Source organism: Pseudoalteromonas citrea, assembly GCF_000238375.3.
In the GTDB taxonomy this organism is placed as follows: Bacteria; Pseudomonadota; Gammaproteobacteria; order Enterobacterales; family Alteromonadaceae; genus Pseudoalteromonas; species Pseudoalteromonas citrea.
In genome coordinates this window covers 464,475-479,692 of sequence record NZ_AHBZ03000014.1, presented here as the reverse complement: position 1 = coordinate 479,692, position 15,218 = coordinate 464,475, and the positions used below count along the sequence as shown (strand labels likewise).

Sequence of the window (15,218 nt, the reverse complement as noted above, 5' to 3'; positions counted from 1 at the left end):
ATAGCCTGGCTGATCCGAAATATTCAGCTCATTTAGCATATTACTTTTCTGCATGACAACAAATTAACGCTCTCACGATTGACTTATTCTCTAAATCTTGAAGTGCTTCGTTAATTTCTTCAAGAGCGTACTCTTTTGAAATAAGCGGTGCAATGTTTAGAGATTGGTTATTATATAAATCGGCAAACATGGGAATATCTTTATCTGGATTGCTGCCTCCACCCCAACTACCACGAATAGACTTACCTCGATGGAATGCATGTGGCTCTAATTGAATCTTTAATTCATTGCTTGGATGAGAGGCGAAAATGCATTGCCCACCGGCATCTCGCACAGATTCGAAAGCTTGCTCAATCGTTTGGGTTGTGCCACCTGCTTCAATGCTGTAATCAACCCCAGTATTATCAGTCAATGCAAGGATTGCTGCGATGGGGTCGTGGTTACTGGCATTTATTATGTCAGTTGCACCTAACTCTTTTGCAAGTTCAAGCTTCTCATCAGTGACATCAACAGCTATGAGTTTGGTTGGGTTAAATAACTTGGCGGCTAATAAAGCACTCATGCCCACTCCACCAAGCCCAAATATCGCAATGGTTTTGTTTTTTTCAGGTTTTAATTCATTGAATACTAAGCCAAGCCCTGTTGGTAATGCACAACCAAGTAACATCGCGAGCTTTTCAGGGAATTGATGAGGTAACTTTACGACTCTGTTTTCTGCGACAATACTTTGTTCTGCAAGAGTGGTCGCCCCTCCAGAGTTAATAACATAATTATCGTGGGGGTACTTCCCGCCAGGCGCATCGATACCCTGACCTTTTATCCAGCCAATAACGACTTTGTCTCCGGGTTGTACTTTAGTAACATCTTGGCCTATCGCCTCAACGATACCAACGCCTTCGTGACCTAGTAAATGAGGCAAATATTTATCTTCTCCTCTTCCTCCACTGACTTCCATTAACTGTGAATGGCATAGCCCACTATAGATTATTTTTACTTGTACTTGTCCACGATTTAGCTCTGGAAGTTTAATATTTTCAATAATTTTTAGTGGTTTGCCAGTTTCAAATAATACAGCAGCTTTCATTTACATGTCCCTTAATTTTTTTTTAACACTGAGAACTCTTGTTGGGATCTCAGATAAGTACTGAGCGCTCTTCGCGAGTTGTTTCTCTTGTGCCTCACAGAGTTGTTGTTCCATTGATTCAATGCAAGAGTTATTCCAAGAAAACTTTCTGCGAGCCTGAACATGGGGTAAGAATTCATTCAACATTATTAGGGTCCACTTCAATAAGGTTAATTCAAAAACAACAGCAAAATTAGCAGATTGTTCCTTTACTGTTGAAAAAATACTTAGTTCGAGCAAGTTTGGTAGATAAGATAAAGAAATTGGGATAGCCGGTTGCGCATAAAAATCACAAATAAGTTTCCACGGTGTGTCTATGCCTGCGTATTCGAAGTCTATAAACGTTACTTGATGGTGTTCTTCAATAGCATTATGAAAGCCAAAATCAGAGGCTGAAACACAACTTCTTTCGATAGAGAGGTGCCAGCCATTATTGGTTTGCTGCTTTAGATCATCGAGCCTTTGTTGAACCTGTGTCAAAATGTTTGTTAAAGGCGTTACATGGCGTTCAGAAACTGTTGCAGATGATAGGTTAGTGAGCCGTTTTTGCACTATTTCTATGAACCCATAAAGACTATCAGGACTTTCGGATGCTATGTTTAAGGACTCTTTAATACCTGTTATTGAGTTAGATTGAATAATAAACTGAGTAGCTTCATTAATATGCCAATCAGTGATGTTAGCGATCGGATGTCCCTCGATAAACTGATATAAAGCCATGAGCAAGTTATTGTCATAACAGAGCGGTTTAGATACGCGGTCTATACCAGCATTGAATAATGTTTGAGTAAATACAAACTCATTCTGCAATTTATATTGTGCAGAATTTGACGGTGCGAAGCACTTTAATAAATATATATTCTCGGGTGTTACGACCTTGCATACTTGATTATTTGCACCTGCAGAAATTGTCTGAATTTGCCAAGATGATTCACTTAGGTGTTGCTTTAGAAAGCACTCAATATTAGTGTTTAGCATACTTTTGAGTTTAAGTCTGCCCAAGTATTAATACAGTCAAACAGTGATGAGCCTTGGTCAGAAAAAAGAATTTTTTTACACTGTATAGGGAATTGATTATGCGCTAGTATCTCTTCAAGATCATCAATGAAAATATCACATTTACTCTGTTTAATCCGTTCCACTTTTTCTAATTTTGTTTCATTAAAGTACACATTGTTCATGTCAATTGGAGCAGATGCACATTCAGTAAAACCTTTCTCTTTTAACCAGTAAGTAGCAGCCTGATGTAAGTCTATCGGTTCGCCAATGATTGGGTATTTAGTTTTATGCGAAATAATTATGAGTTGATGGCCTTGCTGTTTGAGGTGCTTAAGTACATCTAGACAATACTTGTAGGCTGGCGCTAATGTGATATGCGAACCATAAACAATCCCCTGAAGTTCAGTCCATTTGGGTTCTTGATTTTGAGTAATAAAATACTCTTTTACCTGTGCTTTTGATTGGCCTACATGAGGGGGGAGCCAGCCCAACTTTAGTGCAACCTTATGAAACACACCAGTATAATCTGCGATGGTATTATCAAAATCAATTCCAATGATCATATAACACCTCTCTCGACTAATTTATTGGTCATGCTCTCAACCGTCAGTCCAGCTTTTTGACGGGCATCGTCACAGTTATGTACTTGGTCAATAAAGTGGTCTGGGATACCGAAACGATGGATTTTAGGCATATCAGTTAATGTAGAAGTATGTTCTAACACGGCACTGCCAAAGCCACCGTTCACATTATGCTCTTCGAGGGTGATTATGTGTTTAAAGCGCTGGCTTGCGGTATTTAAATAATCAGTATCAAGAGGCTTAATTGTATGGTAACTAACTAGTTCAACGGAAATGCCGCGAGCTCTTAAATCACGATACAATGCTTGGGCTAATGGCATGATAGTGCCGGTTGCAAGTATCGCTAATTCACTTCCCTGTTCCATTGTAAAGGCGCGGCCAAATTTCAAATCAGGTTGGTTATCATGTACTTTAGGTTCATTCTTTTTACCAATTCTGAAGTAGCATGGCTTATTTAATGCAATAAGTTGTGGCATTAAAATCTCTAGTTCTTCAGCATCAGCAGGGCATACGATATTCATATTTGGCAGACTGCGCATTAATGCAATGTCTTCAAAGGAATGATGTGTGGGGCCTAAATTAGCATAAGAGAGCCCCGAACCGGTGCCAACAATGATCACTGGCTGATTTTGATAAGCAATATCAATCTTAATTTGTTCAAAATTACGAGAGGTAGTAAATGGAGTAATAGTATAAATAAATGGTCTGTGACCCATCATCGCAGAGCCTGCAGCCATAGATGCCATGTTAGCTTCGGCAATTCCAGCATTAATTGTGCGCTCTGCTGCAAACTCTTTCAATGGATTAAAGAGCCTGTTACCAATGTCGGCATAATATAATATAAGGCTCTCATCAACTTTTGCGAGTTCTGTTAATACGCGTGCAAAGGCATTTCTCATTAAAGTTCTAGCTCCTTCTTTGCCATATCTACTTCATCAGATTTAGGTATACGGTAATGCCAATTATTGTCATTTTCCATAAATGAAATACCTTTTCCTTTTACTGTATCAGCCACAATACAGACAGGCTTAGACATCAGCTTTGCTTCTTTAAGTGCTAACTCTAAAGCGCAAGGGTCATGGCCATCTAGTCGAATAGTGTGCCAGCCAAACGCTGACCACTTTTTTTCTAATGGTTCTAAGTGCATAATTTGGCAGCTTTCGCCTGTACCCTGTAATTTATTGAAATCCACAATGGCAACTAAATTATCAAGTTGCTTGCCAGCGGCAAACATAGCAGCTTCCCAAATAGTTCCCTCGTTAAGTTCACCATCTCCCATGAGAACGTAGAAGTGGTTTGGCATGTTTTGTAACTTACAACTCAGTGCCATACCAGCGGCTAAAGACAACGCATGACCAAGTGAGCCGGACACAGTTTCTACACCTGAAGGCGCATTGACCCCAGGGTGTTCTTCAAAGCGGCTGTTGGTTTTCCCGTGCTCGTAAAGAGCTTCAATATCGAAAAAGCCACGATAGGCCAAAGTTGTATATAGCGCACTTGCAGCGTGGCCTTTACCGAGTAAAAAATAATCTCTGTCGCGCGCATTTGGCTGCTGAGGATCTATTCGCATTACTTTCCAGTAAAGTACCGCTAGAATATCTATTGCGGAAAGGCAACTACCTAGGTGCGGTGTCTTTGTTTTAGACGAAACGTCACACAATGTATGCCTCATTTTTGAGCTTATGGTTGTAATATCCATTATGGTATAAACCAATAGAAATCACCTGTGTAGCCGTGATCTCGAAAAAAGACTTTCCAGTCATCTACATGCATTATCGTTTTGGCTGTTAACGCCCACTCAAGCATGCGTTCTTTCTCTTCATCGTTTCGGTATGCATCCACAGTAATGAACGACTTTCCTTTACTGACGCGCTCAATTTCTTGCAAGGCGATAGCACACTCTCGTTCATCAAGGTTATGGATTGTGTTAATTGATATAACGGCATCAAAACTATTGTCTTCAAATGGTAGCGCTTTGGCATTACCAAGCTGCAACAAGTCTTTGACTTCTGGTTTTGCATGCTCGAGGGCATACTTTGAAATATCGAGGCCTGTTAGCGTCATATTTGGTATATGCTGCATTAAATCGTAGAGCATAAAACCTTTCGCGCACCCCACATCTAGCAATGAACAGTCGCTTGTTAAATTAAAATGAGACTGGATGTCAGGAACAACCGGTTGCCAGAAGCGTGGCATATAACTAAAGCCGCCATACCCATAAGTACGGTCACCATCAAAAAAATCTTTGCCATATTGGCGTGCTATTTCTCTGTCAACCTCTGTTATTACTTTTGCTCTTCCTCTTGTGTCCCTTTTTGATTGAGGGTAATTCTTCAAAAGGTTGATCTCATTTCCTAGCATGTGTATTACCCTGTAAAGTATCCGCTGAACTTGTAATTTTGAGAGCTAAATTGCTTTAGATAACTCTCAATAACGGTCGAGTGAATGTCAATTGTTAAGTGTATGTGATTTATATTTTCCGGTATCTCTGATGGGGATATTATTGGAATACCATATATTTCAGTTCCGTGCTTACTTTGGTCGGCATCAATGATGACCTGTATGTTTTTTCTACATTGTTCTATGGATAGAATATTTTGGCTTAATTCACCACCACCATAAAGAGCAAAAGGTTGCTGAGGTACACTGGATAAAAACTTTTGAATATCAACTGCCCAGCTAATGCTTAATTCTAATAGTCTATTAGCATAAAAATTGTTTTTCTGCTGCGCATACCTCATTGATAGTGAAGTATACTTTTCTTGTTGAGGTAGTTGAAAGGGCGCGTCTGTCGTTTTTTTAAAAACACAATATAAAAGTAAGTCTTTAGGAGGTAGCTCTTCATATCTGTAAAAACTATCTAATTCATGAAATATACTTTGGATCCGGCCACCATTTTTATCTTCAATAATGGCAAAGTATTCAATTTCATAGTTATTTGCAAGGGCTAATGAAAGAAACAAGTTAGGGTTATAATTGTAAAAACCGTGCTCAAAGAACCTGGTAAACGGCAGAGAGTGTATCATAACCCCATTTTGAGCACATGCGTCATGCATTGCTTTGAAACAATTAACTTGATTTATAATATGTTCTGACGTTCCAAAGTTGGTTACAACATCAAAACTATCCTCTTCCTGATAACTATCAAAATTTAAATCAATACTAATACTGTAGTCTTCACCACTTAAATCGATAGCTTTATAAGTGAACCCGAGACCTTCATAAATATTTCGAGCATATACTCCCGATTTAACAGGAATATTAACAGTAGGGCATTCATGTGGGGAAAGCTGAAACTCTTTTGAACGATAAAAATTGCCAAATACTTGTTGGGCCCCTATATCGAGTACTTTTGAGCTGTTTTTTGGAAAATAAGTGAGTGTTTTTTCCAATACGTTTAGTGTCATTCCCATTAATATCTCCAATAATTTATGCTTTGTGAATGTACTCTAAAGGTTGTTTAGATAATGTATTCAAATTATTTGAAACCCAATCAATTGTTCTTTGCAGCCCGTTCTCAAGCTCTATTTTATCTTCCCAAGAAAGCTCAGTACGGATTTTTTTGGTATCTAGCAGATAAGCAGCATCTTTACCTAATCTATCATCAGTGACTTCACATACCTTTTCAAACGGTACATTCATCATTTCACAGAGCATTTCAACAATGGCGCGAATAGTGATCATTCTTTGTGTGGAAATATGATAAATCTCGCCATTGTTCCCTGAATCACCTATCAGCTGTGTAGCATGAGATACGTCATCAATATGAATGAATGAGCGAGTGGAATGCCCACCACCATGAAGGGGAAGCTTTTTACCGAGTAATATATATAAAATAGTACGAGGGATTATTCTATAAAGTTGTTGGCCTTCCCCAAATACATTTGCAGCTCGGGTAAATACTACCGGAAAGTCATAAACATCAGAGAAAGTGTGCAAACTCATATCTGCAGCAGCACGAGATACGGCATAAGGCGTACTTGGATGGTATTTACGGTGCTCTGGCACCAACCCCTTACAACTACCATATACTTCAGGTGTTGATATATGGATATATTTATCAAGCGTATCAAGTTGACGAAGCGCATTATGCAGTTTGATGGTTGAGACTGCATTGGTCATAAACCAATGTTCAGGAAACTCCCAGCTTTGTCCAACCATGCTCTGAGCTGCGAAGTTATATACTTGGCTGATTTTTTCTCGCTTTACGAGCGAGATTATCTTATCCAATTGATGATTTAGGTCTAATTGCTTGAATTGTAAGTTACTTTGATGGTTATGCTTCCATTTATATGGAAGTAGGGCATCAATAGGTTCTAAAGAACGACTTGCGGCAACAATCTTTTTGCCTTGGCCTAACATATGGGCACAAAACGAAGCGCCAGAAAAAGAGTTACTGCCAAGAACTAATACTGGGGCGTTACTCATCCTGCAACTCCTCGTATAATGCTTTCATCAGGATATGGCCAATAATAACCTGAGTATCTTCTGATATTTGCATATCTTGCACATCAAAATGAAATGGTTGGTCGAGCATTGCTTTAGCTTTGCCACCATCAAAACCGAGTATACCGATGGTTGTCATACCAATATTATTTGCGTACGAAATTGCGTTGATAATGTTTTGTGAATTCCCACTGCCAGACAACACAAGTAAAACATCTTGTTGTTCGGCTTTTACTTGCAGCTGATGGGAGAAAATATTGTCGTAGCCTATATCGTTACCTAGGCATGTAAGTATCGAGCTATTAGCCGGTAAGGCCTCAACTTTTAGCGCATTACCTTGTGGGTTAATACCAAAAGTGAAGTCGTTTGCAAGATGAATTGCATTGGCTGCACTACCTCCATTTCCACATAAGTAAAGTGTACCTCGTTGTTCTCGCATATCTAAAAGTGTGTCAACGAATAATGTCAGGGCATCAGTATTTAGCTGCTCTAATGTGTTCGTAAGTGAACTGACATAAGTTATCGCTAGTTGCGGTATGTTGTTTCTGCGCTCATTCATAAAATTTCCTGTTGCATCCATTGCAGGTTATGAAAGCGAGGGTGATCGACTAAATCTCCGTTCCTATAGGTTTGCGCTATTTCATCTATTGCATGAGCAACGGTTTTAGTTGGTTTAAACCCTGTGGCAAGTAATTTGTCAGAGTTTACTCTGTAACAGCGAGGATCATTAGATGGTGTAACAACTATTTCACAATCAACTTTGCTTTTTACCCGATTGGCAATGTCTAAAATTGAAATGTTTTCGAAACCGGCATTAAACACGCCTTGGGTCTTTTCTGGGTTTTCAAGCATATAAAGATACAAGTCGGTAATATCGTCAATGTGTATGTTTGGTCGAACTTGCTTACCCCCAAAAACAGTAATTTTTTTATTTTTTAATGCTTGCATTGTCAACATATTGACGGAGACATCTAATCTCATACGAGGCGATAAACCACACACCGTAGCTGGACGGACAATCTGAACAGCCATATCATCTGCGTAGCTTAGTAGTACACGTTCGGCAACCATTTTAGTTTTGTTATATTCTGATATGGGTTCTAATGATAGGTCTTCGGTTACATGCTCTTCATCTTTGATGCCATATACACTGCCAGAAGATGCGTAAATAAATTGTTTAATTCCATGGCGTTTAGCTTTATCTGCTAGTTGCATTGTAGCGAGAGCGCTAACTTCCCAAGTGAGCTTTGGATTTAAATCGCCACACGGATCGTTAGCAATGGAAGCAAGGTGGATAATTGCATCGACGTTATCTAAATCGAAACTATGAGTATCCCGAACATCACCTTTTATTACAGTTAAGTTACTGTGGCTAGGTAGGAAGTTTCCGAACCACTGGGTATCTAAAGCGATTACGCGATAGCCTTTGTTAAGCAGTTTTGGAACTAGGACGGTGCCTTTATAGCCGGTTGCACCTGTAACGAGTACTGTTTTAGAATTCATTATATTTTCTCTAAATTATTATACGTAGAGCCTACAGCCGTGATAGTTAACATACACAAACAAGCGTTCTAGACAACTTTTTGTTCAACATGTTTATTTATATCGTACAGTTCGGGCTTTTTCTTTAGCATTTTAAGCAATTCAGGATATGAAAAGTTGAGAGAATCACAAAAAGCACCATATATAGCCGTGATTGCCAAGTAGTCATCAGGCTCATCAAGGGTGAGTCTATAGTGACTAAAGTCTTCTTGTGAACTGAAAGTATAAGTTGACATGGAATTAAATTTTGCCATGCCAAGTGTTACGTGCTCACGATCGGCGGTCGAAGTGGCTTGATTATGGGTATGCTCAAGTAATTTAAATGAGAATGCGCAACAATCTAGGCCGCGTGGGAAACCACTGTGAGGTCCTAAGTTAACCATATCGTATTCTTGTTGTAGTCTTTTTGAAATAACTTGAGCACATAATTGTTGATCTATGAGAGGGCAATCACTTGTGAGCCTTACAATCGTGGTATTGTCGGTTGCGCCATATAACTTAGCTGCATTGTAATAACGGCCCAAAACATCGTTTGTGTCACCTTCAAAAGTACGAATGTTTAATTTGTTACATAAATCTAATATAGGCCGTTCGCTGCCATCATTTGTCGTTGCTACGATAATGTGCTCATGCCAATTCGACAACCTTTCAATCATTACCTGAAGTACAGATTTTCCACACAAAGGGAGCATGACTTTTTCTGGCAATCGGGTTGATGTCATTCTAGCTTGAATGATTATCATAACATTGGACATGACTTAGACTTGTGATAATTATCATTGAGTTCAATATAGCAAATCATTACACTGTTTCACACAGTAAAAAGTACTTAACCTATTATAGAACAAGGTAATGTTTCATTTATTGAGCAATATTTTAGGTTAGGGCACAAAGATTGCTAATTGGTTTGACCATAAATTAGATTAAGAAGAGGAATGCCTGTGACATTTAAATCAGAAATTTCTATTGATGGAAGAAAAATTGGTCCCGGATATCCTGTTTATATTATTGCAGAAATGTCTGCAAACCATGGACAAAACTTGGAACAAGCAAAAGCCATTGTGATTGCAGCTAAAGAAGCTGGTGCAGATGCGGTAAAATTACAAACGTATCGCGCAGATACACTCACTATGAAATGTGATTTACCACATTTCTATATTGATCAAGGCCCTTGGCAAGGACAATACCTTTACGACTTGTATGAGGGGGCCTATATGCCATGGGATTTCCATAAACCGCTGATTGAATTGGCGCATAAAATTGGAATTACCATCTTTTCATCACCTTTTGATGCAAGCGCCGTTGAACTATTAGAATCACTTGATTCTCCGGCTTATAAAATTGCATCTCCTGAACTCATAGATCATGACTTAATTCGCAAAGTGGCAGCCACAGGTAAGCCTATGATTATGTCGACAGGCGGTGCCACGTTGAATGAAATTGCGGATGCTGTGCAAGTTGCTGAAGAAGCAGGTGTGCAAGAGTTATGTGTATTAAAGTGTACTAGCACATACCCAGCTCCAGCAGAATCGATCAATCTCAAGACTATTCCGCATATTGCACAAAGCTTTCAATGCCCCGTAGGGCTGTCAGATCATACTTTAGGTAATGACGTACCTATTGCTTCTGTTGCTTTTGGTGCGCACATCATTGAAAAGCATTTTGTGTTAAGCAAGGATCATGAAACGGCAGATAGCTTTTTTTCTATGACGCCAGATGAACTAAAAGCACTAGTGCATGGTGTTCGACAAGTAGAAAAAGCCATAGGAACGGTCTGTTATCCAACTAAGCCGTCTCCATACAGACGATGTTTATATACATCATGTGACGTTGCAGCTGGGGCTAAACTTGATAGGAGTAATGTCATAAACATGCGACCAGGTGGTGGTGAACTTGCTCCGAAGGATTTACCAAATATCATAGGAAGAACTACGGCACATTTTTTACCCAAAGGTACTCAATTGAGTTGGAATGATATTACATAGGTGGGCGTGTTATGAGCAAAGAACAGTTACTATTGTTTTTCTCTGATTTTTTAATGGCCCGAGGGATTGAATGTTCAGGTGAAAGATTATTATGCTTTAATTTTGTAGCCTCGGGTCTGCTAGATTCATTTGAAATTTTATCGATGATAATGGAGTTGGAGTTAGTATCGGGAATAAAACTAACACCGCTACAGTTAGTCGATGAAAAGAATGCGACGGTTTCAGGGCTTGTTTCTACTATTTTAGAGTCTCTATGAATATTATCGCAAGAATTTCAACATGCGCAGGGATTGGGCATTTAATGCGCATGAAGTGGTTATTGCACGAATTCACAGTGAGGCACTATAAACTTACATTGATTTTAGATGAAAGTTCAGTTGATGTTAGTTATTTACTGAGCGGTTTGACCTGTGAACAGCACTATGTGGTTACAAATAGCGCACATGACTTAGAGTTACTCATATCCCTCACAGCCTCTGAAAAGCCTGACTTTATATTTATCGATCACTATGAGCTTGGTTATGAATATGAACTCGCACTGCAATCTCTCGGCGGTAAGGTTGTTGTTTTTGATGACTTAGCTAGAGCGCATTACTGTGACTATCTTTTTGATGCTAAATGGCAAGGAAGTGATACGTATACTAGGTATAACACTCAAGTTCCTGAGTTTACTGAAGTACATCAAGGGCCTGACTTTGCTTTATTGGCACCGGATTATTTAAAAATTGATGGTGAAGCAGTAATTGAGCGTGAAGTAAAACACATTCTATTGTCTCTTGGTGGAGGAGGGGACCTAAGATTATTTGCAGCTTTGGTAAGTGCTATTCCAAAAGAGTTTCTGAAAAAGCTACATATTTCGGTTGTAGTTGGGCCTCAAGCTCAGTACAAGGAGCAACTACATGCAATTTGTAAAAATACCCCTGAATTAACATTGCTTGACGCTCCTTTATCGTTGGTTGAGTACTATGCATCGAGTGATTTATTTATTGGTGCACTAGGTACATCTTTATATGAGCTCGCTGTATTTAAGGTGCCCAGCATCACGTTTTCAATTGCTGAAAACCAACACAACTCTTTGTCTCATTTAGAAGCATTTGGCCATTTTTTACACCTTGATGATATTAGTTTATTGCAAATTTCGAAACTAGGTGAAAAGTTAGCATTAATAGTAAATGCGTTACCTAGATTGGTTAAGATGAGAGAGCAAAGCACATTATTAGTTGATGGAGCGGGTGTACAGCGCGTTGCTAATATATTAACCGGCATTAAGTATCAGCCCAGTGTAGGGCCACTGCAAAGCTACGTTCATGAGTATCAATGGTTATCAAGCTCCATATCGGTTAGGCCTGTGTTTGATGGGGATGTTAATGATTACTTAGCTGCTAGAAATAAACCTAATAATGCGAAAAGAATGACGGTAACAGAACCAATCGACCGATTAACGCATTACCTATGGTGGTTTAATAATAATCGAAACTCATATGTCGTCGAACAAAATGGAAAAGTCATCGCGTATGTTTGGCATCAAATATATCAATGTGATGGTGCAGAATACCTTTACGGAGGGTGGTTTACCGCCGGTGAGGAAGTGCCTTTTAATATTGCAATGCTGATTTTACAGTGGCAGTTAGATTTTTGTGGCGAGCTTCACCCTAAAGCTTATTGGCTAGCGGTGATCCACAAAGAAAATAAGTTTGTGAATCTATTAAATCGTTACATGGGGTTTATTGAATCTCCCTTAGGCTCTTCTTTTCATACTGTGACACAAAACCTTTTTCCGAAAGCTGACAAACAGTTTAACTTTGTAATGCGATACCCTGATGAATAAACCAAATATATATCAATTAGTAGCAGAGCACCGTTGCAAGACACCAAATAAAGTGGCTTGTATATATCAAGATAAAACAGTCACCTATAAAGAACTCTTAAATAAGGTCGATCATTTAGCAAGTGGTATGTGGCAGAGTGGGGTACGTGAACAAAGTAAAATAGCGCTGTTTTGCCCTAATAATATTGAGTTTGCTTTATGTTTACTAGCGACATCGAAAGTAGGTGCTGCAATAGTACCATTACCATTAACAATGAAAGGAGATGCGTTAGAGGCAGCGTTAAAAAGCGCTCAGTGTGATTTCGTATTTGCGTGGCCAACGGTTGCAAAAGCGGTGGCTGACTTAGAGTGCATATCAGCAGAGTGTATTGTTACCATCGGAAGGGGGCCTGTGACTAAATTAACGCTAGAGCAGCTATGTGCGCTACATTTAATTGATGTACCTATGGGACCCAGCGAGAACCCTTATATTTTGACGATGACCTCTGGCTCTACGGGTCAACCAAAGCCTATCGTTTTCACGCAAATTACTAAAATCAATCGTGCATTTAAAGCGACTATTGACTATTACAGCCTGTCTAAGGATGAGGTTGTTTTGGTTTCAACACCCCTTTACCACTCGTTAGCACAACGAGGTTTATTAATGCCATTAATGTTGGGGGCAACAGTCGTTATTTTACCAAAGTTTACGGTGCAGGCTTGGTTAAAAGCAGTAGAGACTCATGAAGTTAACTTTTTGTTTGCTGTATCAGGGCAACTTAAAGTCCTCACTGACCAGCTTAAAGGCCGTGATTTGAGTAGCCTAAAGTGTATCGTTTCTTCATCTGCCACATTAGAGGTAGCGGATAAATCAAGGCTATTGAGCCTTTTGAAGTGTCGTTTTCATGAGTGTTATGGCGCCTCTGAGATGGGGGTGATAAGCGATTTTGACATCACAAAACCACGGGCTCCACTAAAGAGTGTAGGTAGACCATTGCCGCATGTCACAGTAAAAATATGCTCAGCAGAGCGCAAAGAATTAGACTGTAGGGAAATTGGAGAAATAGCGTGTCGTTCAGAGACTGAATTTGTTGGGTATTTCAACCTGTCGCAGCAAACATTGAATAGTTACGATGCTCAGGGTTATTTTTATACGGGTGATTTAGGCTTTTTGGATGAAAATGGCTATTTATACTACGTTGGACGTACGAAAGAGGTGATAAAATCCGGAGGGATCAATGTCTTCCCAAGCGATATTGAGTTGGTCGCGAATCAACTACCTTGGTTAGAGGAGTGTGCTGCGCTCGGTGTCGAAAGTGCTCAATTTGGCCAGGTAATATTGGTGGCTTATGTATTACGAAATGACGCGCCTGATGAGGCTCAAACCCTAATGAAACTGCACTTTTTATCTCAATTAACAGATTATCAGCAGCCAAAGGAACTATTAGAATTTGAGAGTTTACCTAAAACTGAAATGGGTAAAATCCATAAACCCACTATCAAACACATTTATCACACTCAAGCTTATTGATAAGATCAATAAGCTAAGTTGCTATATGGCTTCCCATTTTTGACTCAATGACGAACGTCTGGCCGCAGAAAAGAGCTTTAACCCGGCATTTGCATGCTCAAGCCCAAAAACATAGGGTGAGGTTTGTACGGTACCATGCTTATAGCTTAATAAGTTATCTGCAATATCACTGTACAAATTAGCAAATGCTTCAACAAAGCCGGTAGGGTGGCCTGGTTTCATACGATTGTATCTAAACTGATCTGCATATTCACACTGGCCTGCCCTATCTAAAATTTCACGTCGCCCATTGTTATAGTTTAACTCTAACTCATCAGGGTTTAGCTGAAACCACTTTGCACTGCCTTTATCTCCATAGACCCTAACTTGTAATCCATTTCGGTGGCCTATTGCTGTTTTAGACATCCACATACTACCTCTTATGCCTGTAGGATATTTTAGTAACATCTGTACGTCATCAACGATGTTTGGGTATTGCGAGTGATTACTAAATTCTGCAATTGCCGCACTTGGTTCTTCATCGAGTAAAAAGCTCGATAAGTGATGTAAATGTACGCCTAAGTCTAAGCAAATTGTGGGTACGTCACCATCTTGTAAACGCCATGCTTGGGGGCTGGCTGATTTCCCAGCAATATCGGGGGGTCGTCTAAAGCCTTCTTGTGGCATTTCTAAATGAATCTTTTGAATACACCCCAATTTTCCTTGGTTAATTAGATACTTTAGTTCTCGTATCATGGCATAGCCACTATAATTAAATGTAACTGCTAAAAACTGTTCTTTGCTATAAAAGGGCTGTAGGGCTTCAATTTCTTTTGGATCACACACCATCGCCTTTTCACATATCACAGGGACTTGTTTGTTAAATAAATATTGTAGTACTTCTAGGTGATGAGGAGTTGGGGTCAACACGACAAAGGCATCTACATGATCACACTCTTGTTCAACTAATTCCTGCCAATTGAGATACGCTCTTTCTGGTGCTATGCCCCACTGTTGCGCGGTTTTATGATTGTTCTCTTGGGAACGGCAAAATGCGCCAGCAACCACTTGAAATTTATTGTCTAGGTGGGCTGCACAAAAATGCACATACCCAACAGCTGACGTATTTCCCCCGCCAATAAATGCCAGCTTGAGTGATGGGCGGATATTTAGCATAAAGGCCTCTGCAGTAAGTAGGTTATATAATAAATCGTCAACTGAAAGG

At 39.5% G+C, this 15,218-nt stretch carries 16 protein-coding genes; 4 read left to right on the top strand and 12 right to left on the bottom strand.

Annotated features, from left to right (window positions below):
• Positions 1-40 precede the first annotated feature (40 nt).
• From PCIT_RS05400 to PCIT_RS05350, 11 genes are all read right to left on the bottom strand, one after another.
• Positions 41-1,084: a zinc-binding dehydrogenase gene (locus PCIT_RS05400; protein ID WP_010364960.1), complete on the bottom strand. Its 1,044-nt coding sequence runs from the start codon at positions 1,082-1,084 to the stop codon at positions 41-43.
• Positions 1,085-2,101, bottom strand: coding sequence for a phosphotransferase (locus PCIT_RS05395; RefSeq protein ID WP_010364959.1), 1,017 nt, complete (start codon positions 2,099-2,101; stop codon positions 1,085-1,087). It abuts the gene before it with no gap.
• Positions 2,095-2,685 carry a hypothetical protein gene (locus PCIT_RS05390; RefSeq protein WP_010364958.1) on the bottom strand — a complete coding sequence of 197 codons (591 nt, stop codon included), beginning with the start codon at positions 2,683-2,685 and terminating at the stop codon, positions 2,095-2,097. Before PCIT_RS05390 ends, PCIT_RS05395 begins: the two co-directional genes overlap by 7 nt.
• The gene (locus PCIT_RS05385; RefSeq protein ID WP_010364957.1) at positions 2,682-3,602 is read right to left on the bottom strand and encodes a transketolase family protein; all 921 of its coding nucleotides are present in this window, start codon (positions 3,600-3,602) and stop codon (positions 2,682-2,684) included. The genes PCIT_RS05390 and PCIT_RS05385 overlap by 4 nt, the downstream gene beginning before the upstream one ends.
• A complete protein-coding gene (locus tag PCIT_RS05380) occupies positions 3,602-4,375 on the bottom strand; it encodes a transketolase (protein ID WP_084622624.1) in 774 nt (257 codons plus the stop codon). Before PCIT_RS05380 ends, PCIT_RS05385 begins: the two co-directional genes overlap by 1 nt.
• A gap of 26 nt (positions 4,376-4,401) precedes the next feature.
• Positions 4,402-5,064 carry a class I SAM-dependent methyltransferase gene (locus PCIT_RS05375; protein ID WP_010364954.1) on the bottom strand — a complete coding sequence of 221 codons (663 nt, stop codon included), beginning with the start codon at positions 5,062-5,064 and terminating at the stop codon, positions 4,402-4,404.
• Between the two features lie 5 nt (positions 5,065-5,069).
• Positions 5,070-6,116 carry a methyltransferase domain-containing protein gene (locus PCIT_RS05370; protein ID WP_010364953.1) on the bottom strand — a complete coding sequence of 349 codons (1,047 nt, stop codon included), beginning with the start codon at positions 6,114-6,116 and terminating at the stop codon, positions 5,070-5,072.
• 16 nt (positions 6,117-6,132) lie between these two features.
• On the bottom strand, positions 6,133-7,131 hold the full coding sequence (locus PCIT_RS05365) for a GDP-mannose 4,6-dehydratase (protein ID WP_010364952.1): 999 nt from the start codon (positions 7,129-7,131) through the stop codon (positions 6,133-6,135).
• The gene (locus PCIT_RS05360) at positions 7,124-7,708 is read right to left on the bottom strand and encodes an SIS domain-containing protein (RefSeq protein ID WP_010364951.1); all 585 of its coding nucleotides are present in this window, start codon (positions 7,706-7,708) and stop codon (positions 7,124-7,126) included. Before PCIT_RS05360 ends, PCIT_RS05365 begins: the two co-directional genes overlap by 8 nt.
• Positions 7,705-8,652 (bottom strand): NAD-dependent epimerase/dehydratase family protein, encoded by a 948-nt coding sequence (locus PCIT_RS05355; protein WP_010364950.1) that lies wholly within the window; start codon positions 8,650-8,652, stop codon positions 7,705-7,707. Before PCIT_RS05355 ends, PCIT_RS05360 begins: the two co-directional genes overlap by 4 nt.
• 68 nt (positions 8,653-8,720) lie before the next feature.
• A complete protein-coding gene (locus PCIT_RS05350; protein ID WP_040696553.1) occupies positions 8,721-9,434 on the bottom strand; it encodes a cytidylyltransferase domain-containing protein in 714 nt (237 codons plus the stop codon).
• Positions 9,435-9,626: 192 nt separating this feature from the next.
• On the opposite strand from PCIT_RS05350, the gene pseI reads away from it, so the two are divergent.
• From pseI to PCIT_RS05330, 4 genes are read left to right on the top strand one after another with little or no spacing between them, the layout of a single operon-like run.
• Entirely contained in the window at positions 9,627-10,676 is a 1,050-nt protein-coding gene (pseI, locus tag PCIT_RS05345; RefSeq protein WP_010364948.1) for a pseudaminic acid synthase, read from the top strand.
• A gap of 11 nt (positions 10,677-10,687) precedes the next feature.
• Positions 10,688-10,933, top strand: a complete 246-nt coding sequence (locus PCIT_RS05340) for a hypothetical protein (RefSeq protein ID WP_010364947.1) — start codon at positions 10,688-10,690, stop codon at positions 10,931-10,933.
• Complete coding sequence (locus tag PCIT_RS05335) at positions 10,930-12,504, top strand: glycosyltransferase 28 domain-containing protein (protein WP_010364946.1); 1,575 nt, start codon at positions 10,930-10,932, stop codon at positions 12,502-12,504. The genes PCIT_RS05340 and PCIT_RS05335 overlap by 4 nt, the downstream gene beginning before the upstream one ends.
• Positions 12,497-14,014, top strand: coding sequence for a class I adenylate-forming enzyme family protein (locus PCIT_RS05330; RefSeq protein WP_010364945.1), 1,518 nt, complete (start codon positions 12,497-12,499; stop codon positions 14,012-14,014). Before PCIT_RS05335 ends, PCIT_RS05330 begins: the two co-directional genes overlap by 8 nt.
• Before the next feature lie 21 nt (positions 14,015-14,035).
• On the opposite strand, the gene PCIT_RS05325 is transcribed toward PCIT_RS05330, so the two are convergent.
• Complete coding sequence (locus PCIT_RS05325; RefSeq protein ID WP_010364944.1) at positions 14,036-15,169, bottom strand: Gfo/Idh/MocA family protein; 1,134 nt, start codon at positions 15,167-15,169, stop codon at positions 14,036-14,038.
• Positions 15,170-15,218 lie beyond the last annotated feature (49 nt).

What these genes read in the sequence shown, in the direction of transcription:
- PCIT_RS05395 (WP_010364959.1), bottom strand. Translation starts at nt 2,101, where the DNA reads ATGCTAAACACTAATATTGAGTGCTTTCTAAAGCAACACCTAAGTGAA.
- PCIT_RS05355 (WP_010364950.1), bottom strand. Translation starts at nt 8,652, where the DNA reads ATGAATTCTAAAACAGTACTCGTTACAGGTGCAACCGGCTATAAAGGC.
- PCIT_RS05360 (WP_010364951.1), bottom strand. Translation starts at nt 7,708, where the DNA reads ATGAATGAGCGCAGAAACAACATACCGCAACTAGCGATAACTTATGTC.
- PCIT_RS05325 (WP_010364944.1), bottom strand. Translation starts at nt 15,169, where the DNA reads ATGCTAAATATCCGCCCATCACTCAAGCTGGCATTTATTGGCGGGGGA.
- PCIT_RS05365 (WP_010364952.1), bottom strand. Translation starts at nt 7,131, where the DNA reads ATGAGTAACGCCCCAGTATTAGTTCTTGGCAGTAACTCTTTTTCTGGC.
- pseI (WP_010364948.1), top strand. Translation starts at nt 9,627, where the DNA reads ATGCCTGTGACATTTAAATCAGAAATTTCTATTGATGGAAGAAAAATT.
- PCIT_RS05385 (WP_010364957.1), bottom strand. Translation starts at nt 3,602, where the DNA reads ATGAGAAATGCCTTTGCACGCGTATTAACAGAACTCGCAAAAGTTGAT.
- PCIT_RS05375 (WP_010364954.1), bottom strand. Translation starts at nt 5,064, where the DNA reads ATGCTAGGAAATGAGATCAACCTTTTGAAGAATTACCCTCAATCAAAA.
- PCIT_RS05400 (WP_010364960.1), bottom strand. Translation starts at nt 1,084, where the DNA reads ATGAAAGCTGCTGTATTATTTGAAACTGGCAAACCACTAAAAATTATT.
- PCIT_RS05350 (WP_040696553.1), bottom strand. Translation starts at nt 9,434, where the DNA reads ATGATAATCATTCAAGCTAGAATGACATCAACCCGATTGCCAGAAAAA.
- PCIT_RS05340 (WP_010364947.1), top strand. Translation starts at nt 10,688, where the DNA reads ATGAGCAAAGAACAGTTACTATTGTTTTTCTCTGATTTTTTAATGGCC.
- PCIT_RS05370 (WP_010364953.1), bottom strand. Translation starts at nt 6,116, where the DNA reads ATGGGAATGACACTAAACGTATTGGAAAAAACACTCACTTATTTTCCA.
- PCIT_RS05380 (WP_084622624.1), bottom strand. Translation starts at nt 4,375, where the DNA reads ATGAGGCATACATTGTGTGACGTTTCGTCTAAAACAAAGACACCGCAC.
- PCIT_RS05330 (WP_010364945.1), top strand. Translation starts at nt 12,497, where the DNA reads ATGAATAAACCAAATATATATCAATTAGTAGCAGAGCACCGTTGCAAG.
- PCIT_RS05335 (WP_010364946.1), top strand. Translation starts at nt 10,930, where the DNA reads ATGAATATTATCGCAAGAATTTCAACATGCGCAGGGATTGGGCATTTA.
- PCIT_RS05390 (WP_010364958.1), bottom strand. Translation starts at nt 2,685, where the DNA reads ATGATCATTGGAATTGATTTTGATAATACCATCGCAGATTATACTGGT.